Annotated in this window: 18 protein-coding genes and 1 tRNA gene; 15 read left to right on the forward strand and 4 right to left on the reverse strand. The window is 56.0% G+C overall.

From position 1 onward, the window contains the following. The coding region (dapF, locus tag R6T97_RS00265; RefSeq protein WP_410347308.1) for a diaminopimelate epimerase at window positions 1-783 on the reverse strand (783 nt) is incomplete at its 3' end. A gap of 95 nt (window positions 784-878) precedes the next feature. Here dapF and R6T97_RS00270 point away from each other — a divergent pair. The 4 genes from R6T97_RS00270 (at window position 879) to R6T97_RS00285 (ending at window position 4,791) form a co-directional block, all read left to right on the forward strand. Beyond that, window positions 879-954 (forward strand) — tRNA-Lys (locus tag R6T97_RS00270). A gap of 581 nt (window positions 955-1,535) precedes the next feature. Then, complete coding sequence (locus R6T97_RS00275) at window positions 1,536-2,507, forward strand: ABC transporter substrate-binding protein (RefSeq protein WP_410347309.1); 972 nt, start codon at window positions 1,536-1,538, stop codon at window positions 2,505-2,507. A 173-nt stretch (window positions 2,508-2,680) separates the two neighbouring features. After that, window positions 2,681-3,718, forward strand: a complete 1,038-nt coding sequence (locus tag R6T97_RS00280) for an ABC transporter permease (RefSeq protein ID WP_410347310.1) — start codon at window positions 2,681-2,683, stop codon at window positions 3,716-3,718. A gap of 5 nt (window positions 3,719-3,723) precedes the next feature. After that, window positions 3,724-4,791 (forward strand): glycine betaine/L-proline ABC transporter ATP-binding protein, encoded by a 1,068-nt coding sequence (locus R6T97_RS00285; RefSeq protein ID WP_410347311.1) that lies wholly within the window; start codon window positions 3,724-3,726, stop codon window positions 4,789-4,791. A 156-nt stretch (window positions 4,792-4,947) separates the two neighbouring features. On the opposite strand, the gene R6T97_RS00290 is transcribed toward R6T97_RS00285, so the two are convergent. The 3 genes from R6T97_RS00290 to R6T97_RS00300 form a co-directional block, all read right to left on the reverse strand. Further along, the gene (locus tag R6T97_RS00290) at window positions 4,948-5,382 is read right to left on the reverse strand and encodes a universal stress protein (protein WP_410347312.1); all 435 of its coding nucleotides are present in this window, start codon (window positions 5,380-5,382) and stop codon (window positions 4,948-4,950) included. A gap of 113 nt (window positions 5,383-5,495) precedes the next feature. Further along, a complete protein-coding gene (locus tag R6T97_RS00295; protein WP_410347313.1) occupies window positions 5,496-7,721 on the reverse strand; it encodes an NADP-dependent isocitrate dehydrogenase in 2,226 nt (741 codons plus the stop codon). Window positions 7,722-7,868: 147 nt separating this feature from the next. Next, window positions 7,869-9,308, reverse strand: a complete 1,440-nt coding sequence (locus tag R6T97_RS00300) for an alpha/beta hydrolase (RefSeq protein ID WP_410347314.1) — start codon at window positions 9,306-9,308, stop codon at window positions 7,869-7,871. Window positions 9,309-9,490: 182 nt separating this feature from the next. Between R6T97_RS00300 and R6T97_RS00305 the strand changes: the two genes are divergently transcribed. The 11 genes from R6T97_RS00305 to R6T97_RS00355 all read left to right on the forward strand — a co-directional run bounded on the left by R6T97_RS00305 (window position 9,491) and on the right by R6T97_RS00355 (window position 22,720). Then, window positions 9,491-11,212, forward strand: coding sequence for an AMP-binding protein (locus tag R6T97_RS00305; protein ID WP_410347315.1), 1,722 nt, complete (start codon window positions 9,491-9,493; stop codon window positions 11,210-11,212). Beyond that, complete coding sequence (locus R6T97_RS00310) at window positions 11,212-12,093, forward strand: bile acid:sodium symporter family protein (protein WP_410347316.1); 882 nt, start codon at window positions 11,212-11,214, stop codon at window positions 12,091-12,093. The genes R6T97_RS00305 and R6T97_RS00310 overlap by 1 nt, the downstream gene beginning before the upstream one ends. A gap of 151 nt (window positions 12,094-12,244) precedes the next feature. Continuing rightward, on the forward strand, window positions 12,245-13,573 hold the full coding sequence (locus R6T97_RS00315) for a UDP-glucose dehydrogenase family protein (RefSeq protein ID WP_410347317.1): 1,329 nt from the start codon (window positions 12,245-12,247) through the stop codon (window positions 13,571-13,573). Window positions 13,574-13,921: 348 nt separating this feature from the next. Beyond that, window positions 13,922-16,027: a YjbH domain-containing protein gene (locus R6T97_RS00320; protein WP_410347318.1), complete on the forward strand. Its 2,106-nt coding sequence runs from the start codon at window positions 13,922-13,924 to the stop codon at window positions 16,025-16,027. Continuing rightward, complete coding sequence (locus R6T97_RS00325; RefSeq protein ID WP_410347319.1) at window positions 16,024-16,674, forward strand: YjbF family lipoprotein; 651 nt, start codon at window positions 16,024-16,026, stop codon at window positions 16,672-16,674. Before R6T97_RS00320 ends, R6T97_RS00325 begins: the two co-directional genes overlap by 4 nt. An 84-nt stretch (window positions 16,675-16,758) precedes the next feature. Beyond that, the gene (locus R6T97_RS00330) at window positions 16,759-16,974 is read left to right on the forward strand and encodes a hypothetical protein (RefSeq protein WP_410347320.1); all 216 of its coding nucleotides are present in this window, start codon (window positions 16,759-16,761) and stop codon (window positions 16,972-16,974) included. 241 nt (window positions 16,975-17,215) lie between these two features. Further along, complete coding sequence (locus R6T97_RS00335; RefSeq protein ID WP_410347321.1) at window positions 17,216-18,280, forward strand: polysaccharide biosynthesis/export family protein; 1,065 nt, start codon at window positions 17,216-17,218, stop codon at window positions 18,278-18,280. A 6-nt stretch (window positions 18,281-18,286) separates the two neighbouring features. After that, window positions 18,287-18,730, forward strand: coding sequence for a low molecular weight protein-tyrosine-phosphatase (locus R6T97_RS00340; RefSeq protein WP_410347322.1), 444 nt, complete (start codon window positions 18,287-18,289; stop codon window positions 18,728-18,730). 3 nt (window positions 18,731-18,733) lie between these two features. Then, a complete protein-coding gene (locus R6T97_RS00345; protein WP_410347323.1) occupies window positions 18,734-20,923 on the forward strand; it encodes a polysaccharide biosynthesis tyrosine autokinase in 2,190 nt (729 codons plus the stop codon). Between the two features lie 83 nt (window positions 20,924-21,006). Continuing rightward, window positions 21,007-21,525, forward strand: coding sequence for a transcription termination/antitermination protein NusG (locus tag R6T97_RS00350; RefSeq protein ID WP_410347324.1), 519 nt, complete (start codon window positions 21,007-21,009; stop codon window positions 21,523-21,525). 184 nt (window positions 21,526-21,709) lie between these two features. Further along, window positions 21,710-22,720: an NAD-dependent epimerase/dehydratase family protein gene (locus R6T97_RS00355; protein ID WP_410347325.1), complete on the forward strand. Its 1,011-nt coding sequence runs from the start codon at window positions 21,710-21,712 to the stop codon at window positions 22,718-22,720. The last annotated feature ends 44 nt before the right edge of the window (window positions 22,721-22,764 follow it).

The raw sequence follows: 22,764 nt of genomic DNA on the forward strand, positions 1-22,764 counted from the left end.
CGTCGGGCCAGTCATCCAGACACCATCGTCGCGCCATGCGATGTCGAGCGTGCCGCCGTCCAGATCAATCCGTACCTCGCACCCGGTCAGCCCCCGCCGTGCGGCTGCCACCGCCGTCGCACAGGACGACGAACCAGAGGCTTGCGTGACACCAACGCCCCGTTCCCAGACGCGCATACGCAGATGATCCGTAGCGATCAGGCTGGCGAATTGCACATTGGTGCGTTGTGGGAACAGCGGGTGATGTTCTGTCGCCGCACCACGCGTGGCCAGATCGACCGCATCCGCATCATCCACGAAAAAGGTGCAATGTGGGTTCCCCATGCCCGTCGCGACGGGATCACCGGCAATAGGCAGGTGCAGCGTATCGGTGTCATCGGACAGCGGAATATCTTGCCATTCCAGTTGTGGATGGCCCATGTTCACCGCAGTCTGACCACCGCCCGCGTCGCGCGCGAACAGCCTGCCACGATCAGTGGTGATGGTCAGTGCGGTCTTTCCCGTCAAATCCATCAGGTGGCGCGCGATGCAGCGCGTCGCATTGCCACAGGCCGCCGACACTGACCCGTCGCTGTTCCAGAATGTCAAATGCACATCTGCGTCTGCGCTGTCGGACAGCACCGCCAATTGGTCGAACCCAACACCCCGATGCCTGTCGGCCATCGCCACGGCAAGCCCCGCATCGACACGCGGTGCGATTCCCCGTTCGTCGATCACGACAAAGTCGTTGCCCAGCCCATGCATCTTCATGAAGGGGATATATGTGTTGTTTTTCGCGCTCATGGCGGCCATATAAACAATGCAATGCGACTTATCCAGCCACGAGATCATTTGGGGGTTGACCGCCCGCCCCGGTCTTTCTAAGTAGCCCCTCACGTGGGCCGTTAGCTCAGTTGGTAGAGCAACTGACTTTTAATCAGTAGGTCGTTGGTTCGAACCCAACACGGCTCACCATTAAATCAAAGGCTTAGTCAGGAATGGCTGAGCTTTTTTGGTTTTGAGGTTCGTCTGGGCCACGCAATTGATTTGGCTGCAAACCGATTTTTATCGCGTTTTGTAGACTTTTCTAATGATGTGGCGTCCGCGAATTGATGATAAGTCGCCGTTAAACGAAGGTCGGGTCGCAAACGTCCATCAATTCGGCGGTCTGGCGATACTCCTGAAATGCCTGCAAGGCCTCTTTGGGTTCATTGAAGAAGTCCCGGACAAATGCCGCGCCGGTTTCTTGACCACGCACATGGCGCACAGCTTTATGCTCTCCGGCAAACCCGTTCTGGTTCCGTCTTTGGGAAATCGCACAACTTTGAAAGAACGGTCCACAAATAATAAATTACTTGGTTGCATCCCGGCGACAACCAGATAGGCACAGCCTGAAAGCGACAAATACAGGTCGCAAATCGACCTTCCAGAAGTCCTTTAAAAGGACGGCAGCTTGACTGCCGGGATGGCGTTTGCGGTGTTGATGGGCTTCTTGCGGATGTGACAGCACGTGGCTGCCACCCCGCAAAAACAAGAAAAGTAAGGAAAAACGCGATATGAAACGTATTATTTTCGGTGCTGCATTTGCAGCACTCGCGGCCCCCACTGCGGCTTTGGCGCAGGAACAGTGTGGCGAAGTCACGATCACCCAGATGAATTGGGATTCAGCGGCTATTGTAACGGCCGTCTCGAAATTTCTGATGGAGCAGGGCTATGGCTGCGATGTGACCGCAGTCCCGTCAGACACCACGCCCGCGATGGCGTCGCTGGCTGAAAACAACGAGCCTGACATCGTGACAGAGCTTTGGATTAACTCCGCTGGTGACGCTTACACAAAGCTGGCGGCAGAAGGAAAGATCGAAGCGCTGGGGAGCGTCCTTGACCCCGGTGGTGTCGAAGGCTGGTGGTTGCCGACCTATTTGATCGAGGCGCATCCAGAACTTGCAACAATCGAAGGTATTATGGCCAATCCTGAACTGGTTGGTGGCATGTTCAACAACTGCCCTGATGGTTGGGGCTGCCGATTGGTCAATGACAACCTGATCCGTGCCTTCGATCTCGAAGAGAGTGGTATCGAAGTTTTCAACCATGGTTCCGGCGAAACGCTGGCGACATCAATGGCGGCTGCTTACCAAAGCGAAGAACCTTGGTTTGGCTACTATTGGGGTCCAACGACGCCGCTTGGCATGTTCGACATGACCAGCATTGATTTGGGCGACTATGACAAGGACGTGCATGCGGCCAACCAAAACGCCGACGCGCCTGACCCCAAACCATCGGCATTTCCGGCAGCACCCGTGCTGACGATCGTGACCAAGGACTTCATGGAATCGCATCCTGACATTGCCGCACTCATGAGCAATGTGACCTTCAAGACGGACACGATGAGCCAGCTTCTGGCATGGAAAGAGGACAACAACGCCTCAAACGAAGAGACGGCGGTTTATTTCCTCCAGAACAACCCTGACGCTTGGGGTGGCTGGATCAACGATGCCGCGCGGGAAAATCTGTCAGCACTGCTGAAGTAAAGGAAAAAGGTGGGGCTTTTCGCGCCACCCTTTGCCGGAACGTATGCGCCCTTTGGGGCGTAGCAGCACCATAGGCATGACAAAAGACAGGGCCAGGATCACATGATCCGGCCCTGTTATTGATTAAGAGAGTTAGAAAAAGTGGCCGTGATCTTGGCCCGGATGAGGGATACATGGCAACTTACGATTTCATTTTTGATAGACTGGGCCTACGAAACTGGTGCGGTGCGAGCGGTGATGACGCGGGCGGAATGACGTCTATGGCGCAACTGCTGTCCCAAACGTCGGGTGACGATGTGGCTTCATCGCCATGGGAAACGCCTTTTCCGTCGATGGACGCGCTGCATGAAGCTTGCCCGTCATTTCCACAGTCGCGCGAACTAACCAGCGGCTTGGAAGAAGGGTTTCTATCGATCAAGAACAGCCTGAAAGTTGTTATTGATCCCCTGACCCAACCGCTGAGCTGGGCGCTGAACGAAGCGCTATGGGTCATGCAGGCGGTGCCATGGTTCATCATGATCCCTTTGTTGATGCTTGTCGCTTGGGTCGTGAGTCGACAGATGAAACTGGTCGCACTGGTTGCCGTCTGTTTCGGGTTTCTGGGCTTTGTTGACTATTATTCCTACACAATGCAGACGCTTGCGATCATTTTCGTGTGCGCCCTGACATGCGTGTTGTTTGGTGTTCCCATCGGGATAGCCATGTCGCGCAGCGACCGTGTTCAGCGCACGATGATCCCGATACTGGATATGCTTCAGACGCTGCCGCCTTTTGTCTACCTGATCCCGTTGATCTTTCTGTTCTCGGTGACGGAGCCAAAACTATACGGCATCGCCATCATTCTTTATGCGATTGTGCCTGTGGTCCGTCTTACCGATCTGGGCATCCGGCTTGTCGATCCCGACGTCACCGAAGCCGCTGACGCCTTTGGCATGACCAAGCGGCAAAAGCTGTTCAACGTGCAAATCCCGCTGGCGCTGCCCAACATCATGGCAGGCGTCAACCAGACGATCATGATGAGCCTCGCAATGGTTGTGATCGCATCGCTTGTGTCGGCCCCCGGTTTGGGTGTGTTGGTGCTGCGTGGCATCCGGTCATTGGAACTTGGTGTCGGTCTGCTTTCGGGTCTGGGTATCGTCCTTTTGGCGATCATTCTGGATCGCGTGACCAAGGCGGCACTTGCCCGCATCAATGTAAGTCAGTCGAGGTAGCGGAAATGAACGATATGGAAATCAAGATCTCGATCCGCAGTCTTTACAAGATTTTCGGAGACAGCCCCGAACCAGCCTTGCAACATGTCAAAGACGGCATGGGCAAGACTGAATTGCTGGAAAAGCACAATCATGTGCTTGGCCTGAACGACATCAATGTCGATGTACCAGCCGGTAAAACGACGGTTATCATGGGCCTGTCCGGCTCGGGGAAATCGACGCTGATCAGACACCTCAACCGCTTGATCGAACCGACAGCAGGCGAGGTATTGGTCGCTGGGGATAACATTCTTGCATACAGCGACAAGCAGTTGCGCGACCTGCGGCAACACCGCATGTCGATGGTATTCCAGAAGTTCGCGTTGTTGCCGCACCGGACCGTGCTGCAAAACGCGGGCCTTGCGCCATTCATTGATGGGCAAAAAGAGCATAAATATGCGGATGAGGCACGTCGATGGCTCGACCGTGTTGGGTTGCAGGGGCAAGGTGAACAGTATCCGCACCAGTTGTCCGGCGGGATGCAGCAGCGGGTTGGCATCGCCCGCGCGCTGACCAGCAATGCCGATATCATGCTGATGGACGAGGCATTTTCGGCGCTTGATCCGCTTATCCGGACCGATATGCAAAACCTGCTGAATGAGTTACAGGCAGAGTTGCAAAAGACCGTAGTGTTCATCACGCATGATCTGGACGAGGCGCTGAAACTTGCAGACCATCTGGTCATTCTCAAAGACGGTTCCGTCATTCAACAGGGCGAACCGCAGCATATCCTGCTCAATCCCGCTGATCCTTACATTGAGAATTTCGTAAGCGATATCAATCGCGCACGGGTTCTGCGGGTCCGGTCTGTCATGACATGCACGCAAAACGCATCAGGCGAACAAGCCGGCGAGATTGATCATGATGACACGTTGGAATCCGTGATTGCTCTGTCCGAGGGAGACACCGCCCTAAGCTACCGTGTGCTAAAAGACGGAAAAGCAGTTGGGGTTCTGAACATGCGCAAATTGGTCCGCGCACTGGTTCCGTCAGAACAATCAGATGATCCCGAAAGCGCGCGCTTGAGCCGCTGATCGGGGCTAAGCTACTCCCCGAACATCGGATACTGACGTAAGTCGTGATTGGTGGTCCGCTGATCTTCAACACGCAGGAGATCAGATATGTCGAAGCGGAAGCAACATCACCCAGAGTTCAAGGCCAAGGTTGCGCTGCGCTGACGGCTCTTTACCCTATTTGACCGTCAAGCAAGCGCAGGGTGCTTCATGTGCGATCTTTTGGGAGGTGCTGCCAAGCAACAGGCTTGCGATACTTCCGGCACCTCGTCGCCCTGTGATGATCAGATCGGAGTTCGTGCTCTCTGCTGCATGGATGATCTCGGTCGAGGTAATGCCGGTCCGGACGATTTGGCTTGAGGGTTCGACGCCAAAATCGCGCGCACGCGCGGCTGCATCGGACATCACCGCCTGCCCGGCGCTCATGACTTGCTCCATGTCGATGGGCACATCAATCGCACCGATTCCAATAGCCATCGCGGACGGAGGCACCTCAGGGACATGAATGATGTGTAGGTTCGCTTCATAGCGCTTTGCCATATCGCATGCGACTTCAAGTGCGCGCCAGCAATGGTCAGACCCGTCTACACCAATTGTAATGTTCTCGAACATCGTAGATCCCTTCTTTTTCACGGAACACCACGAAGTGTAAGGTGTTCACGAATTGAACACCTTGATAGAGGTCAACGGGTGGTGCAACCCCCATTGACCTTGGTAGCTAGGCTTTAGCCGATCAGCGCGTTCAACGTCGCTGAAGGCCGCATCGCCTGCGATGCGCGCTCTTCGGAGGGGTTGTAGTACCCACCCAGATCAACAGCCGTGCCGCGCCCTTCCGACAATTCCGCGAGTATTGCGGTTTCACCCGAGGCAAGGCCCTCTGCCAGTGGCGCAAAGGCTGCTGCGAGTTCCGGTTCGTCGGTTTGCGCGACCAGTGCGTCTGCCCAGTACCGCGCGAACCAGTAGTGGCTGTTACGGTTGTCGGGCTGACCGACCTTGCGCTGTGGTGAGTGGCCTTCGGTCAGGAGTTTTTCGGTGGCCGCATCAACAGCGTCACCCAGAACTTTGGCAGAGGCCTTGTTCTGCGTGTCGCCCAGAAAGCGGAGGCTTTCGCCCAAGGCGCAGAACTCACCTAGCGAGTCCCAGCGCAGGTGGTTTTCCTGTACCAATTGCTCGACATGCTTGGGTGCGGAACCGCCAGCACCGGTTTCGAACAAACCGCCGCCCTCCATCAATTTGACCACAGAAAGCATCTTGGCCGATGTGCCGACCTCAAGGATCGGGAACAGGTCTGTCAGGTAGTCGCGCAGCACGTTACCAGTGACAGCAATGGTGTTCTTGCCCTGATAGATCACTTCGAACGAACGTGTCGTTGCTTCGCGTGGTGCCATGATCCTGACCTTGCCGGTCAGGCCCGCTTTTTCCAGTGCGGGTTCGACGTACTTGAGCAGTTCTGCGTCGTGGGCGCGGTTTTGGTCGAGCCAGAAGATGGTTTCGTAACCGGTTGCGGCCATCCTGTCGATTGCCAGCTGGATCCAGTTTTCAATCGGCGCGCGGCGTGCCGACGCCATGCGCCAGATGTCACCGGCTTCGACCTCATGGGTATGCAGCACGTCGCCGTTGCCTGCGATCACCCGGACAGTGCCTGCGTGGGGGATTTCAAAGGTGGTCGGGTGCGATCCGTACTCTTCTGCCTTTTGCGCCATGAGGCCCACGTTCTGCACTGTGCCGGCGGTTGTCGGGTCAAGTGCGCCGTTCGCTTTGCAGAACTCGACAGATGCGTCGTAAACCGGCGCATAAGAACTGTCGGGGATCACGCAGTTGGTGTCATCTTCCTTGCCGTCCGGCCCCCAGCCCTTGCCGCCCGCGCGGATCACGGCAGGCATGGACGCGTCGATGATCACATCGGAAGGCACATGCAGGTTCGTGATGCCACGGTCAGAGTTCACCATGTAAAGCGGTGGGCGTTCGGCCAGCAGCGCGTCGATCTCCGCGCGGATTGCAGCGCCATTCGGCATGGTATCGATCGCGTCGAAGAGTGTGCCAAAACCTGCGTTCGGGCTGATCCCTGCGGCGGCAAAATCATCGGCATATCTGTCAAAGACAGGCTGCAGATAGGCCACGACCGCATGACCGAAAATGATCGGGTCCGAGACTTTCATCATCGTTGCCTTCATATGCAGCGAAAAGAGCGTGCCATCTTCCAGCGTGCGTGCGATCTGCTGGTGGAAAAACGCCTTGAGCGCCTTGGCCGACATGAATGTCGCGTCGACAATCGCGCCCGCAGGCATGATGATCCCGTCTTTCAGGGTCGTGACTGTACCGTCGGCGGCGGTCAGTTCGATTTTCAGCGCCCCTTCTGCCTGCGCGTCCGACAGTGTGACAGACGTCTCGTTCGAGAAGAAATCATCGGCACCCATTGTGGACACCCGCGTTTTACTGTCAGAGGACCATTCGCCCATCCGGTGCGGGTTGGCCCTGGCATAGGCTTTTACCGACGACGGCGCGCGGCGGTCGGAGTTGCCTTCGCGCAGCACAGGGTTCACGGCAGAGCCTTTGATCGCGTCATAGCGCTTGCGCGTTTCGATCTCGTCTGCGGTTTCCGGTGCTTCGGGATAGTCGGGGATGTCATATCCCTGACCTTGCAGTTCTTTCACAGCCGCGACCAATTGCGGAACGGACGCGGACACATTCGGCAGTTTGATCACATTCGCGCTGGGCTGTTTGACCACCTTGCCCAGCAGGGCAAGATCATCGGATACTTTTTGTGCCTCGGTCAAATTTTCGGGGAACGCCGCAAGGATGCGACCCGCCAGAGAGATGTCCTTGGTACCAATCGAAATGTCGGCCTCTGACAGGAACTTGCGCAGGATGGGCAGCAAAGAGGCGGATGCCAGTTGCGGCGCCTCGTCTGTCTTTGTGTAAATGATATCGGGCAGGGTCTGGTCTGACATGCGCATGTCCTCGTGGCTAAGTCGCGTTTCATCGTAATACGGCACTCTTGGCGGTGAAAAGATGTCAGAGGCCTGTTTGATTCACATCACTAGTGGAACACTGGGTAAAATGGAATAGTTTTGGTGTACAATTGTACACAAACAACTTCAAATCCCGACAAACAAGGGAAAACTGACACCCAAAGCCCACGCAAGAACCAAACCAAGGGCTACTCCCGGTGCTGCCGGGCCGGTTTTGACCGCGACCTGCCTGCCCATGGTGCCGAAAACCAGATAGAAGAGCACAAGGACCGGTGCGATCATGATCAAAAAGAACAGACCGCTGAAATCCAGTGCGACCGCAATCCCGAGCGAGACCAGAAAGGCGGTTCTAATCAGCAAGCGCCGCCATAGGTTGGCGTGTGCCGTCAATACCGTGTCCGCCAGCATGTAGGGGATTGCGCCCAATGAAAGGGCTGCGATGATCCACACCCTGTCCAGTGTTGGCCAAAAGTTGGCGGCATAGCGATCAAGAAGAACACCGAAAACCGCGCACCATATCAAAGTGAGCGCGACAGCTAGCCAGTTGAATGACCCAAACCGCACACCGAAAGCCCAAAGCATCGCCAGTTGCATCGCGCCATAGATGAACAAATGCAGGCCAAGATAATCGGCAACCAGAACTGGCAGAAACTCTGGCGTCAAAGGGACTGCGATCAGCGGGGTTAACAAGGCCGGAGGACCAAGCAGCATGGCTTTTCGCGCCCAGCCCATGTCTGGCACGACAAGCACACGCTGCGGTAAGCGGGCGGCGATAGGTTGGAAGAGAAGGACAATCCCGGCAAGAAGCCCCAGAATGGCAGTTCCCGTCGGCAGGATGCGCAGATCAGACTGTCCGGCATAATAGCCGTCCAGCCAAGCAACCGCTTCTGCCCTGCCGGTGCGGTTATGCAAGATGGAAACATGCTCGCTTAGCGGGCCGACGACCGCGCGTCTGCGCAGATCACCGGATATGACGGTTTCGCCTTCTGTCGCTGCAGGATCGATCATTTGCACGGCATCGCGTGCAAACCCGCGCAAGCCCGGCTCCCAACTGCCGGTTATCAGCAGCAAGTCGCGCGGGAAAGTCGCGTCGATGACCTGAGAGAATGCGGAAATCAGAACCAGCGGCCCGATGTCATCGCGCTCGCCTGCGACCCGCGCCAGAATATCGGTGGCCATCGAATGCCCGAGCAGCGCAACCGGTTCGGCGCTCGCAGGAAGCCCGTCAAGTACTGCCTCTGTTTGATCCATCAACCGCCGGGTTGTGCCGTCCAGCGCATTTACATCACCTGACATCGGTTCGGTATGGCGGCCATGACCCAAAAAATCGAAGGTGTAGACCTGGTATCCGGCGCGCGCGAGCGGCAGGGCATATCCCTGCATCATCTGTTGTGAACCGGCAAAGCCATGCGCGACCAAAACAGTCGGGCCTTCTGCATCCGGTGCCTTGTATTTCGTGACCGGCGTGGTCCCGACGTGAAATTGGTCAATCCGGACATCATGGCGTGCTGCTTCAAGCACAAACAGTGACAGAACGATCATGATGAGAGCGATAGATAATTTCATGCCGGGCAACTGTATAGTTTGAATTGATTTGTCGGCAATCCTATGATGCTCACTGTTAATTGTCTTGGTCCATTTTTAGCTGACTGAACTGGACGTAGGGTCATATCCGGCCTGGTTGTGGTTTTTATTCACAAAGCATTCAGACCGGATAAAGTATCCCGAGTACTTTTGGGAGGAAGTCAGTGAGAAATGAGACACGTCCCTGGACGGCCTTTTATGGCCCGTCCGTTCGCCAGACGATTGACGCCCCGGAATTCAGGACAATTGGTGATTTCATCAGCGCCACCGCAGAGCTTTACGGAGACCGGCCCGCGTTTACCACCTGCCTGCCCAACGGGATGAACGGCACGCTGAGCTTTCGGCAAGCCGATGAGATGTCGGACGCACTGGCTGTCTATTTTCGCGAGATTGCAGGCCTGACAACGGGTGATCGTGTCGCCATTCAGGTGCCGAACTGTCTGGCATACCCCATTGCGGCGATGGCCGTCTTCAAGGCCGGCTGTGTGCTGGTCAACGTCAATCCACTGTATACGCCCGAGGAAATGGCCAAGCAGTTTGCCGATGCCGAGCCTGCGGCGATCGTGGTTGTCGATATGTTCGCCGACAAACTGGTTGAAGCAATGCGGGGTCATCCGATCCCCAATGTGATTGTCACGCGCGTCGCTGAATATTTGCCGGCCATGCCAAAGGCGATTGTGGGGCTGGTTCAGAAATACTGGGACAAGACGATCAAGCCGATCAAGCTCCCGCATGTTCGTCTGCCCGAGGCCGTCAAAGCCGGGCGCGCAAAGCATGAGGATACGCACAATGCGCTTGAAAGCTACCGCAGGACGATTGACCCCGATGACGTGGCCTGCCTGCAGTATACCGGCGGAACCACCGGTGTCTCGAAGGGGGCGATGCTGACCCACACCAATATTCTGATGAATATGGAACAGACCATGGAACTGATCGAGCAGTTCGAGAAGGGCAAGGAAGTCGCCCTGACCGCGCTGCCGCTTTATCACGTCTTCGCGTTGACCGTGAATTTCCTTGGCATGTATTCCCAAGGGGCCCACAATATCCTGATCCCGAACCCGCGGCCGCTCAGTAGCCTCAAAAGGGCATTCGAAAATTACAAGATCACCTGGATGAGCGGCGTGAATACGCTGTTCAATGGTCTGAACGGCGAGATCTGGTTTCAGGACACGCCACCCAAGCACCTCAAGTTTGCATCGTCCGGCGGCATGGCCACGCAAGCTGTCGTGGCCGAACGCTGGGAAGCGCTGACCGGAAAGCCGCTGCTTGAAGGGTACGGCCTGACGGAGTCTTCGCCCATTCTGACCTTTAATCCTTACGGCAAAAGTCGCCTGAACTCGATCGGTGTGCCGCTCCCGTCGACCGAAGTGAAATGTGTGGATGAAGACGGTGTGGATGTGCCGCTGGGTGAGCCGGGCGAGTTGATCGCGCGTGGGCCGCAGATCATGAAGGGGTATTGGAACAAATCGGAAGAGACTGCCAAGACGTTGCAGAACGGCTGGCTTTTGACCGGTGATATCGGCGTGATGGATGCGGACGGGTATTTCCGCATCGTTGATCGCAAGAAGGACATGATCCTCGTATCGGGTTTCAACGTCTACCCCAACGAGATCGAAGATACGATTGCCGCCCATCCGGGAGTAGAGGAGGTCGCGGTAATCGGTGTGCCGGACGGGGCAGCTGGCGAGGCGGTGAAAGCCTTTATCGTCAAGCGCGATGATACCCTCGATCAAAACGCAATCCGTGCGTACTGCAAAGAGCATCTGACGGCCTACAAGGTGCCGAAAATGGTCGTGTTCCGTGATGAGTTGCCAAAATCAAATGTCGGAAAGATCCTGCGCAAGGACCTGCGCGCGCAAGAGCAGACAAAAGCGGAGAACGCATAATGGTCGGACCACTTGAACAGGCCATTCTGGCGTTGATGATATGCGTGATCATGCTGGGGATGGGCGCGTCATTGACCCCGCGCGATTTCACGCTGGCACTGAAACGCCCTTACGGTCTGATGATCGGCGTCGTTTCGCAATACGGGTTCATGCCGCTGATCGGCTTTGTGCTGGCGACGACACTGCCTGTTTCGGACACCATCAAGATCGGCATCCTGATCATGGCCTGTATGCCGGGCGGGACGACGTCGAACATCTTCACCTATTTTTCCAAGGGCAATCTGGCGCTGTCCGTTCTCATGACGGTGACATCAACGGTCTTTGGCGTTGTTCTGATCCCGCTTGTACTGGTGCTTTATGCCGGTGCGCTTGATCTGGATATCCCGCGCGAAAACATCATCGCGACGCTGGTTTTGCTTTTGGTACCTGTGGCGATTGGTATGATTTTACGGAAATTGAACGCCAATGTCGGTGCGGTGACAGAGTTCATGGGCTCGATGCTGGCGATCTTCTTTATCCTGTTTCTGATCGTGTCATGGATTCCGCGCAATTGGGAGTTCCTGCTGACGACGACATGGGCCACCTACTTTGGCTCTGTTGTGCTGGGTTTGTTCGGTTTCGCGCTGGGCTACGGGTTTTCCATCCTGCTGCGGCTTCACCCACGTAACGCGCGCACTGTCGCGCTTGAAACCGGAATTCAGAACGGACCGCTGGCAATCGCGATCATCGCATTCACTTTTGCAGGAACCGAGGCACAATCAATCATGGCCGTACCGGTGCTCTATTCGCTGTTCATCGTGATTACCTCGACCCTGCTGACACTGTGGTTCCGCCGCGTGAACACCGCGAATGAGCAACCCCTGCCGAATGGTTTGCTCTAGTTGCTTTTGGGACGGGGCGATGTTCGAAACCATCGGGCGCCAAGAGCGCACGGCGAGAGCGGACAACAGCTTGCCCAATGAAGTGACTGCCTGTACTTCGCTTACAAAGGCTCCGGTGAGGGCTGATGCGGTGACGTGAAGAGGGACAGACATGAAAATTGCGATGATTGGTACCGGCTATGTCGGACTGGTTTCAGGTGTCTGCTTTTCGGACTTCGGACATGACGTTGTCTGCGTCGACAAGAACCAAGAGAAACTGGCGTTGCTGCGGGCTGGCAAAACACCAATCTTTGAACCGGGCCTCGATGATCTGATGGTGCGAAATATCGCGGCTGGCCGCCTGTCATTCACAGGCGATCTAAAAGCAGCGAGCCAAGACGCCGATGCGGTGTTCATCGCTGTAGGTACGCCAAGCCGTCGTGGTGACGGACACGCGGACCTCAGCTTTGTTTTTAGCGCGGTGAAAGAAGTGGCCAAGGTACTGACGAAGCCCACCGTTATTGTCATCAAATCAACCGTGCCCGTCGGTACGAACCAACATGTTGCAGACATCCTGAAGGATGTGCGCCCTGATCTTCACTGCGACGTTGTTTCAAACCCCGAGTTCCTGCGCGAAGGTGCCGCGATTAACGATTTCATGTATCCGGATCGCGTTGTTGTCGGGGTGCAGTCCGAACGCGGCAATCAGGTCATGCAAGAGGTCTACAGGCCCTTGGCGCGGCGCGACCATCCTATCCTGACCACCGACCTGGAAACTGCCGAAATGATCAAATACGCCGCAAACGCGTTTTTGGCGACGAAGGTGACATTCATTAACGAAATCGCGATGTTGTGCGAACGCACTGGCGCAGACGTCAAAGACGTAGCCAATGGCATGGGTTTTGACAGCCGCATCGGCCCCAAGTTTCTGCAAGCGGGCCCCGGATATGGCGGATCATGTTTTCCCAAGGATACCAAGGCGCTCGCGCGGATCGGGCAGGACAATGCGACTCCACTGCAGATCGTCGAGACGGTTATCAAGGTGAATGAAGAGGTGAAGCGCCTGATGATCGACAAGATTGTCGATCTTTGCGACGAGAAACTGCGCAACAAGACGATTACGGTACTTGGCCTCACGTTCAAGCCGGACACGGATGATATGCGCGACGCTCCAGCACTCACTGTCGTGCCGGCGTTGGTCGGCTTGGGCGCGCACGTCAGGGTCGTGGACCCGCAGGCATTTCGCGAAGCGGAAGACCTGTTGCCAAATGTGATCTGGTTTGAAGATGTCTATGAGGCCGTCGAGGGCGCTGACGCGGTTGTCCTCTTGACAGAATGGAATGAGTTCCGCGCGCTTGACCTACGTGACATGGCGTCGCGCATGAAATCACCCCGTATGGCCGACCTGCGCAATATGTATTCTTGCGACTACGCGCTGGAGGCGGGGTTCGAAGCCTATACCGGCATGGGCCGCAAGTCCTTGCTGCCGCATGACCGGTAGGCTGCTGCGCTTTCCGGTTTCAGTAGTGTCTGACCTTGTCATACTGGATACACCTGCGCACCGCATCCGCTCTCGGCAACGCGGCAGAGAGCCGCAAGAAATCACGCAGGACTATCTGAACGCCGCGCAAGGCTGGTAGGAAGCATCGCAATCTTCGGAGCCTTGGCATGCAATGTTTTGTTTGCGCCGATTGGCATCTCGCAAAGCTACATCGCATTTCTTGCCGGTGTATCGCTTTTTTCTGCGGTCGGATTGGGTGCAGCAAATGGTTGTACTCAGGTGTTTCTGCAGTCTATCAGGGACGCAACGCGACATCGTCTTGACCATGTGGTGCAGGGAGCCAAGGCTATGAGAACACCCTTTCGACTTTCCACAGCTATTTTGGCGGTATTCTACGCCACGCAGGCGCCCGCTGATGATTGGCGCGGCGGCTACTCACTCTATGGCACCTCCGGCATTGTTGAAATGCCTTCAGCCTTCGTGCGGCCGGATGCTGAAATCGGTATGACGCTCGGTGGTTTTGAAAATCAGCAAAGAGTATCATTCAATTTTCAGGTGACACCGCGTTTGAGTGGCACGTTTCGCTATTCTCGGCTCGCAGAATTTTCTGGTCTCGGGACAGGCGATCTCTATGATCGCAGCTTTGACATTCACTATCAGATCCTGACAGAGGGCACCTTACGGCCAGGCGTTGCGATTGGCTTGCGGGACTTTATGGGCACTGGCATCTACAGCGCGGAATATCTCGTTGCAAGCAAAACCCTCTTTCCGCGACTGAGGGCTACTGCGGGGCTTGGATGGGGGCGCTTGGCGACTGAAGGCGGCTTTGAGAACCCGCTGGGCGTCTTCGCTGATGCGTTCACCGAGCGTCCGTCACTTGACTTTGGTTTTGGTGGCAAGCCGTCATTCGACCAGTTTTTCCGAGGTGATGCTGCGTTTTTTGGCGGCGCTGAATGGCGCATCAGCGATAGTTTGATTGCGACCGCCGAGTATTCCAGCGACGGTTACGCGCGCGAGACCAGGCTTGGTGTCGTTGATCGCGAAACGCCTTTTAATTTTGGTCTCAGCTACGCACCTGCCTCGGATTTTGTTCTCAGCGCCTATGCCTTAGGCGGCACTGACTTGGGTCTTGCCGCAACGCTTGTCATTGATCCCAAAGACCGCGTGGCGCGCAGTGGTTTCGAGCCGGCACCAACCCCTGTTTCCGTCCGAGGGCGCACTGCGGTCACTCGGTCAGAACTTGAAGTGCAAGACGCGACTGCGGCCAGTCTGTTGGCAGAAGGTATTGTCTTGCAGCGCTTGGAAATCGCCGGGCGCTCCGTTCGGGTCCGTTTTGCCAACACCAGATACCGTGCTGAAGCGCAGGCACTTGGTCGTGTCGCAAGGGTGCTGACCAAGACCATGCCACCGCATATTGAGACGTTCGTGCTTGAACCGACCCGTGCAGGTTTGCCCCTGTCAGCCGTCACAATCCAGCGGTCCGATATGGAGGTGCTGGAAAACCGCTCCAGTGCTGCTGCACAAAGCCTCGCACGTGTGACAATTGCGGAGGCGTCAGCTGCGGTTCGGAAGCCCGACGCTGACATAGAAGCCAGCGCGTTTGAATGGGGCCTTGCCCCGTACTACGCCGTGCAACTCTTCGACGGTTCAGATCCGCTGCGTGGTGAATATGGCCTGCAGGCCGATATCCGCTATGCGTTGCAACCAAATCTCTATCTAGAAGGCACGGCTCGTTACCGCGTTTCTGAAAACCGGTCCGGGGCCCGCGTGTCGGATTCGACGCTGCAACCAGTGAGACGCAATATCGCTGAATACGGTCGAGCTGGCGAGATTGGTATCGAAGATCTGGCTTTGCACTGGTACGAGCGGCCCGGGCAGTCATTTTATAGCCGCATGTCAATCGGGTATCTTGAAAAGATGTTTGCCGGTGCCTCTGCAGAAGTCCTGTGGAAGCCCGTCGATAGCCGTCTGGCACTTGGAGCCGAGCTTAACTATGTCGTGCAGCGCGCCTATGACCTTGGATTTGGAGTGCAAAATTTTGCAGATCTTGATGGTAGCTATGACGTCGTTACCGGGCATGGATCTGTCTACTATGATTTCGAAAATAGCTTTCACGGCAGGATAGACATGGGCCGTTATCTTGCCGGTGACTGGGGGGCGACCTTTGCATTAGATCGCGAATTTGCCAATGGGTGGCGCGTGGGTGCTTACGCCACCTTGACGGACGTCCCGTTTGACGACTTTGGTGAAGGATCGTTCGACAAGGGGATTCAGCTAACAATACCGGTGGATTGGGCCGTTGGAACAGCGACACGTGACAGAGTAGATGTCGGCCTGTCGTCGCTTAGCCGCGATGGTGGCGCACGCCTGAACATTGACGGGCGTTTGTATGAAACAGTGCGCGACGGTCACGTTGCAGCGCTTCGGGAAAGCTGGGGGCGTTTTTGGAGATGAGAAGATTTATTCTAGTCGCGTCGATCTTGGGGCTTACCGCGTGTGGCCCCCTTGCCGAGAACCAACCCGTTGTGAGTGCTTTGCGGGGTATTGTGAATGCGGGATCGGGTCACTGGCAACAGCAGGACGACCCCAGAGAGATTCTGACACGGGAACAGATCGATGCAGCGCCTAGTGACCTTTTGCTCTTTGTGCCGGTCAATGACGATGTGGCAACAACCTTTGCCAGAGTTTCCAGGAACAATGACCTGATGACATGGGTCTCTGATGAAGGTGACAGCCTGACGCTGCAGGATGGCATTACTGTCGCGACACGTGGGCTGGGCAATGACTTGATGGGTGCTGATTTGGCCCAAGTTCACTCTGCCCTCGTCAGAGGCAGTGGAAGCGCCGTGCGGATCCACGACTACCTTGACGGCGAAGACAAGATTGTACGCGAGAAATATGCATGCGAAATTGCCACCCTGCGTAGCGCAGTCATTGAGATTTTCGAAATCAAACACCAAACGCGTATCGTCAGCGAGACCTGCATCGGGGACGTTGGAAGTTTCCGGAACCTTTACTGGATCGACGCGGCGGGAATGATTTGGCAGTCCCGCCAGAGGGTGTCTGCGCGTGTCGGGGCGGTGGATATATACGTACTTTGAAACAGGGAACTATGAATTGCAAAAGCATTTATAGTGATTTACACTCTGGTCTGTAATATACAGCCCAATCAGGAGCCAAACAAAATGAATATTAAGACTTTGTCCGCCGCCGCGATCATGGCAACCGCAGCCTCTTTTGCCACCGCCGGTGGCCTTTCCGATGAGATTACTGAAGCCGAGGTCATGGCACCCGTCGTCGTTGTGGAAGAGCCTACCGGTACAGGATCCATCTGGATTCCACTTGCTGTGGTTGCTGTTTTGATCGCGGTAGCAGCTGGTGATTCAGGCGGCGGTAGCTAATACAGCTTCTCGTTAATTCATTGATCAACGTCAGTTGAAGACCTGATTTGATCTTGTTGGCTTTGCCAAGAGCCGGATTGAGTGCGGCTTGGTCGCCCCGTCAAGACCGGAAACTTTGAGAAATTAAAAAAGCGCGCTCGCAGTGGGTGCGCTTTTATCTCTTTAAGGGCGCTCAATTTCGTGGCATCTAACCGTAAGCCAACGCCTCCTGTTTGGATAATCTGACGTTCCCGGAGTTCTAATGCGTTTCCTGATTGCTCTTATTTTTGGTGTCGGAACTCTGGCCTGTACCGACGGCGCGAGCAACTTCCCCGTCACATCCCAAGAACAGGCCGCACTGGATGAAAACGTATCGCTTGTGCGGCTTGACGAAGGAAATATCGGGGCCTTCAATAGAGTTGTTACGCCAACGCAAGTGGCTCGCCTGCCTGGTCCAGCAAAATGGAACTATACCGTAGGCTCTGGCGATATCTTGAGCGTTCTGGTCTTCAACCATCCTGAACTTACTATGCCGGCCGGACCCCAGCGCAGTGCTGCAGAGACCGGATTCCGCGTCCAGTCGGACGGTACTTTCTTTTATCCTTTCGTAGGACAGGTGCAGGCTGCCGGGCTTGCACCAGAGCAAATACGGGCCAACCTCATGGTGGGTTTGGCGGAATACATCGCCAATCCGCAGCTTGAGGTCAGGGTGGCGGCTTTCAATTCTCAGGCCATTAATATCACCGGTGCGGTCGTTGCACCGCAGAGGCTCGCACTCACCACGGTTCCCTTGACGCTGATCGATGCGGTGAACGCAGCAGGCGGCCTTGATCCGGAAGCCGATCCGGAACGTGTCACAGTTCAGCGCAACGGACGTTCATATCGCGTTGACCTTGAAGGTTTTCTGGAACGCGGATTGGTCTCGAATAATCCGATGCTAGGCTCCGGTGACGTGGTCTATGTCCCCGCAAGAGCCGCACAGGAAGTCTTTATTTTGGGCGAGGTTGGACAGCCTGCAGGTATTGATCTCGCGGGTGAAGACCTCTCTCTTACTCAGGCCCTTGCGCGTCAGGGTGGCCTTGACGAATTGCGTGCCGACGCACGGGGTGTTTTTGTATTCCGTGGTGACAACGCCAACATGACGGTCTTTCAATTATCTGTAACCTCGCCCACAGGGTTCCTGCTGGGCACCCGCTTCAACCTGGAGCCCGGTGACGTCGTGTATGTAACCCGGTCACCGCGCCAGCGCTGGAATGATACCATTCTGGGCTTGCTGCCCACAGTTGGTGCCGTCAATACAACGAACACAACAGTTGATAGGCTCTGATCCGAGATGAAAAGCGTCCTGACTGTCTGCGTGGGCAATATTTGCCGCTCCCCCATCGCGGAGGCGATCCTAAGCGCAGATCTGACTGATATCACCGTCGCCTCTGCTGGAATTGCGGCCGTGGTGGGAAGTGACGTGGACCCCACGGCGCGTGCGGTTGCAGAGGCTGCTGGTGTGGTGGTGAAAGATCACGTGGCAAGACAATTCACGCGTGAAATCGGCGAGCAGTACGACCTTATTCTGGTTCTCGAAGCAGGTCATAAGCGCGAGATCGAGCGGATCGCGCCAGAACTGTCCGGACGCGTTATGCGCCTGAGCCGGTGGGCAGGTGACACGGACATCCCGGATCCTTATCGCAAGAGCAGGGAGTTTCATGAGCATGTATTCGCGCTCATCCAAGAAGCTACGACGGGCTGGGTGTCGCGCCTGTTGCCAAAGAAATCCGAGTGATCGATGAAAGACCAGCTTCAAGCCCAGCATGATGCAATTGACGATGACGAAATTGATCTCGTCGATCTCTTCGCACGGCTTTGGGCGGGCAAACTCAGGGTTATGGCCTTTACGCTCTTCGGTGCCTTGGCTGGCCTGTTCTACATTCTTAATACACCACCGACGTATCAGGCTGATGGGCTCTTGCAGCTGGAAGAAAAGGGAAATCAGCTCGGACTGCCGGAAGGTCTCGCTGGATTGTCAGGGGACAGCCCGCGTGCCGTCACGGAAATTGAGATTATCAAGTCTCGGATGGTGGTTGGTCGCGCCATCTCGCGCCTCAACCTCGACTGGGATGCCAAACCACTCCGCGCACCCCTCATCGGGCATTTGTTGGCGACGCAAGAGATCGCGCTTCCACAATGGAATTTTTTAAAGCGTTATGCGCGGCCGGGCGACGCCATTCGCCTTGATCTGCTGGATGTGCCGCCCGCTTGGCTTGGTGAGGAAATCCGCATTACCTCCGAAGCAGACGGTAGCTTTGTCGTGACACTGCCAACCGGACAGGAATTACGGGGACAGGTCGGCGAACCCCTTTTTGCTGAGGACATAGGGTTATCGCTGCGGGTTGGCGCCATTTTTGCAGAGCCCGGACGCGTGTTTGTCTTGGAGCAACTACCCGAGATAGACGCGATCAAGCGCGTCACAGATGCCCTCACGCTTTCCGAGCAGGGGCGGAATTCCGGCATCCTTCGCATGACTTACGAGGCAGACTCGCCGGAGAATGCGCGCCGAACGCTCGATGCAATTGCGCAGGCCTATCTGTCACAAAATGCTGACCGTAGTGCTGCTGAGGCTGAGAGCAGCCTCTCGTTTGTCGAAAGTCAGATACCCGCCGCACGTGAAACTGTCGAAGAGGCAGAGGTTGCACTCACAAACTTCCGCGAGGCACGGGAAACCATTTCTCTCGGTGCCGAGGGCGAAGCGCTCTTGACGCAAATCCGCGCTCTTGAGGCGGAACTTATTGACCTCGCGGGCATCGAGGAAGAGGTAGCAGAGCGATACACGCCAAATCACCCTGAATACCAAAGACTGCTTACAAACAGGGCGCGGGTCGAAGACCGTTTGTCCAACCTTCGCGAGGAGGTGCGGGCTCTACCCGCCACACAGCGCGAAGTACTGACACTGACGCAGGATCTTGAACTTGCACGAGAGGTGTTTGTCCAACTCCGCAATCGGGCGCAAGAATTGCGTGTACTCCGAGCGAGTAATATTGGCAACGTTCGCATCGTCGATACCGCGCGCGCAGCCCAAGAGCCCGTTGCGCCGCGCAAGGCTATCATTCTTGCGCTTGCCGGCCTTCTTGGTCTGCTTGTCGGGACCGGCACGGTCTTGGCGAAGAGCTACTTGCGCAAGACGATCGAGGGCAGTCAGGACCTTGAGGCCATGGGGCTTGCTGTCTTTGCAACCCTCAACCGGCAGTCGTCGGGACTGAAATCCGCAAAGAGAAGAAAGACCTTGCCTCTGGTAGCGCTTGAAGCGCCCGAAGACCTCTTTGTCGAAGGATTGCGGTCACTGCGCACTGGATTGCATTTTGGCATGTTGGATGCGCAGACGCGTTCCGTCGTCTTCACCAGTCCGGCGCCCGGCGCTGGCAAGAGTTTCGTCTCAGCCAACCTAGCCGTTGTCGCAGCACAATCAGGACAGAAGGTCTGCCTTGTCGATGCGGATATGCGGCGCGGCCAGCAGCGAAAGTATTTTGATATCCCCAGAAACCATCCCGGCCTCGCTGGGGTGCTTTCGGGCGAGGTTGATCTATCGTCCGCCCTTTCGGTGACGCAGGTAGAAAACCTCTCCGTACTCTCCAGCGGCCCTTTTCCGCCCAATCCTTCTGAACTGCTGATGCGCGAAGACCTCTCCAATCTGATCAAGACGCTCGATAAAGACTTTGACCTGATTATTATCGATGCGCCACCGGTTCTGGCCGTTACCGATCCTGTTGTTCTTGGCCGCGCAGCCGGTGCTGTGATCGCCGTGACCCGCTTTGGACAGACCCCCCCCGGAGAAGTTCTCGCTATGAAAAAAACGCTTGAAAACGCCGGTGTGACGCTTGCGGGCGCGATCTTGAATGACTTCGATCCCAAGAGTGCGCGCGCAGGTAACGGTTATAGTTACGCGTACAATACGCGCTATAGCTACAAATCAGGTGAGTGAGACGGGATCACTGCGCCCTGCGCAAGGTCGCGTTGATGAGCAACGCATGTTATGAAAGCACCATCTAACATGCAGGTGTGTTCATGACCGAAGAGACCGAGCAAACAGACTGGTACGTGTTGCAACTCAAGCCAAATGGCCTGAGCCTTGCCAAAACGCACCTCGCCCGTCAGGGGTTTCGCACTCTGATGCCAATGCGTGAAAAAACCCGGCAGTCCCGCTATGGCTTGCGGACTGTCAAGCAGCCGCTTTTTCCGGGCTATCTATTTTTTGCCATACCGACACGTCACATCAATTGGCATGTGGTCGCATATACCCGCGGTGTGACGCGCGTGCTTGCGGGAACAGATGGGAAACCTGCACGGCTTCCAACCGAGATTGCCGCAGGTTTGCTGCATGTCACGACCGAAGACGGGATGCTGGACGATGTCTTTGATTTTCAGGCGGGCGATCAGGTTTGTGTGATCAACGGACCCTTTGCAGGCTGGCTGGCACAAGTGGTTTCTGCGGATGATGCCGGGCGTATCCGGCTCCTTGTCGATATTATGGGCCGTAAAACGCCTGTGAGCATTGCTGGTCGTGATCTGGAGAGGCGGGGTTGATAAAAGAGATTGCTCTTGCAGTGGTGCTTTGTCCGGAAGGAGACTAGAGGCATGTCCAAGCGACAAAATCGTGGTTCTGGCCTAAGGTGATGCGGCAGTCGGGAACGGCTCTCTTGTCAGCAAGGTGTGTTACGAACAATCTGCGGCACGCCTTTGCAAAAAACGGAATGTAGGGACAATTGATTTGAAGAAGATCCTCATCACGGGCACAGCAGGCTTTATCGGCTTTCATCTTGCCAAGCTGTTGCTGGCAGAGGGCTTTGTCGTTCATGGTTATGACGGCATGACAGATTACTATGATGTCGCCCTCAAACAGCGGCGCCATGCGATGCTCTTGCAGAACCCGAACTTTGGCGCGACCGAAGGCCTGCTTGAAGATCAGGAGACATTCGACAAGGTCGCTGACGCATTCGTGCCTGACGTTATTGTGCACCTCGCGGGCCAAGCTGGTGTGCGGTACAGCCTCGAAAACCCGCGCGCATACCTCGATAGCAATGTCATCGGGACATTCAATGTCATGGAGGCCGCACGCAGGCTTGAAGTGCAGCATTTACTGATGGCATCAACGTCATCTGTTTATGGCGCCAACACCGACATGCCTTTCATCGAGACCGAAAAAGCCGATACGCAGCTGACAATCTATGCCGCGACCAAGAAGGCGAACGAGAGCATGGGTCATGCCTATGCCCATATATATGATCTGCCGACAACGATGTTCAGGTTCTTCACGGTCTATGGCCCATGGGGGCGCCCGGACCTTGCCCTTTACAAATTTGTTGATGCCATACTGGATGGCAGGCCAATCGATATCTACAACCATGGCGACATGTATCGCGATTTCACCTATGTGGATGATCTGGTGCGGGCGATCCGCCTGCTGATCGATGTCGCTCCGGTCCGTCCGGAAGATGGCATCGTACCCGAGGGGGACAGCCTGTCGCCTGCAGCACCCTATCGTGTCGTCAACATCGGGAATTCCGAAAAGGTGCGCCTGCTGGATTTCGTGGACGCGATCGAAGACTGTCTGGGGCAAAAGGCGCAGCGCAACTATATGGGTATGCAGACAGGCGATGTACCGGCGACATGGGCCAATGCGGATCTTCTGAAAAAACTGACCGGCTATCGCCCGCAGACAGATTTCCGCGATGGTATCGCGCGGTTTGTAGCGTGGTACAGGGACTACTCGGGAAAATGATACCCGATGTGGCGGAGGCTACCTCAGCCAGATGTGGTCAGCCA

It is taken from the genome of Yoonia sp. (genome assembly GCF_046498525.1).
Lineage (GTDB): Bacteria > Pseudomonadota > Alphaproteobacteria > Rhodobacterales > Rhodobacteraceae > Yoonia.

What these genes read in the sequence shown, in the direction of transcription:
- R6T97_RS00275 (WP_410347309.1), top strand. Translation starts at nt 1,536, where the DNA reads ATGAAACGTATTATTTTCGGTGCTGCATTTGCAGCACTCGCGGCCCCC.
- R6T97_RS00280 (WP_410347310.1), top strand. Translation starts at nt 2,681, where the DNA reads ATGGCAACTTACGATTTCATTTTTGATAGACTGGGCCTACGAAACTGG.
- R6T97_RS00285 (WP_410347311.1), top strand. Translation starts at nt 3,724, where the DNA reads ATGAACGATATGGAAATCAAGATCTCGATCCGCAGTCTTTACAAGATT.
- R6T97_RS00290 (WP_410347312.1), bottom strand. Translation starts at nt 5,382, where the DNA reads ATGTTCGAGAACATTACAATTGGTGTAGACGGGTCTGACCATTGCTGG.
- R6T97_RS00295 (WP_410347313.1), bottom strand. Translation starts at nt 7,721, where the DNA reads ATGTCAGACCAGACCCTGCCCGATATCATTTACACAAAGACAGACGAG.
- R6T97_RS00300 (WP_410347314.1), bottom strand. Translation starts at nt 9,308, where the DNA reads ATGAAATTATCTATCGCTCTCATCATGATCGTTCTGTCACTGTTTGTG.
- R6T97_RS00310 (WP_410347316.1), top strand. Translation starts at nt 11,212, where the DNA reads ATGGTCGGACCACTTGAACAGGCCATTCTGGCGTTGATGATATGCGTG.
- R6T97_RS00315 (WP_410347317.1), top strand. Translation starts at nt 12,245, where the DNA reads ATGAAAATTGCGATGATTGGTACCGGCTATGTCGGACTGGTTTCAGGT.
- R6T97_RS00320 (WP_410347318.1), top strand. Translation starts at nt 13,922, where the DNA reads ATGAGAACACCCTTTCGACTTTCCACAGCTATTTTGGCGGTATTCTAC.
- R6T97_RS00325 (WP_410347319.1), top strand. Translation starts at nt 16,024, where the DNA reads ATGAGAAGATTTATTCTAGTCGCGTCGATCTTGGGGCTTACCGCGTGT.
- R6T97_RS00330 (WP_410347320.1), top strand. Translation starts at nt 16,759, where the DNA reads ATGAATATTAAGACTTTGTCCGCCGCCGCGATCATGGCAACCGCAGCC.
- R6T97_RS00335 (WP_410347321.1), top strand. Translation starts at nt 17,216, where the DNA reads ATGCGTTTCCTGATTGCTCTTATTTTTGGTGTCGGAACTCTGGCCTGT.
- R6T97_RS00340 (WP_410347322.1), top strand. Translation starts at nt 18,287, where the DNA reads ATGAAAAGCGTCCTGACTGTCTGCGTGGGCAATATTTGCCGCTCCCCC.
- R6T97_RS00345 (WP_410347323.1), top strand. Translation starts at nt 18,734, where the DNA reads ATGAAAGACCAGCTTCAAGCCCAGCATGATGCAATTGACGATGACGAA.
- R6T97_RS00350 (WP_410347324.1), top strand. Translation starts at nt 21,007, where the DNA reads ATGACCGAAGAGACCGAGCAAACAGACTGGTACGTGTTGCAACTCAAG.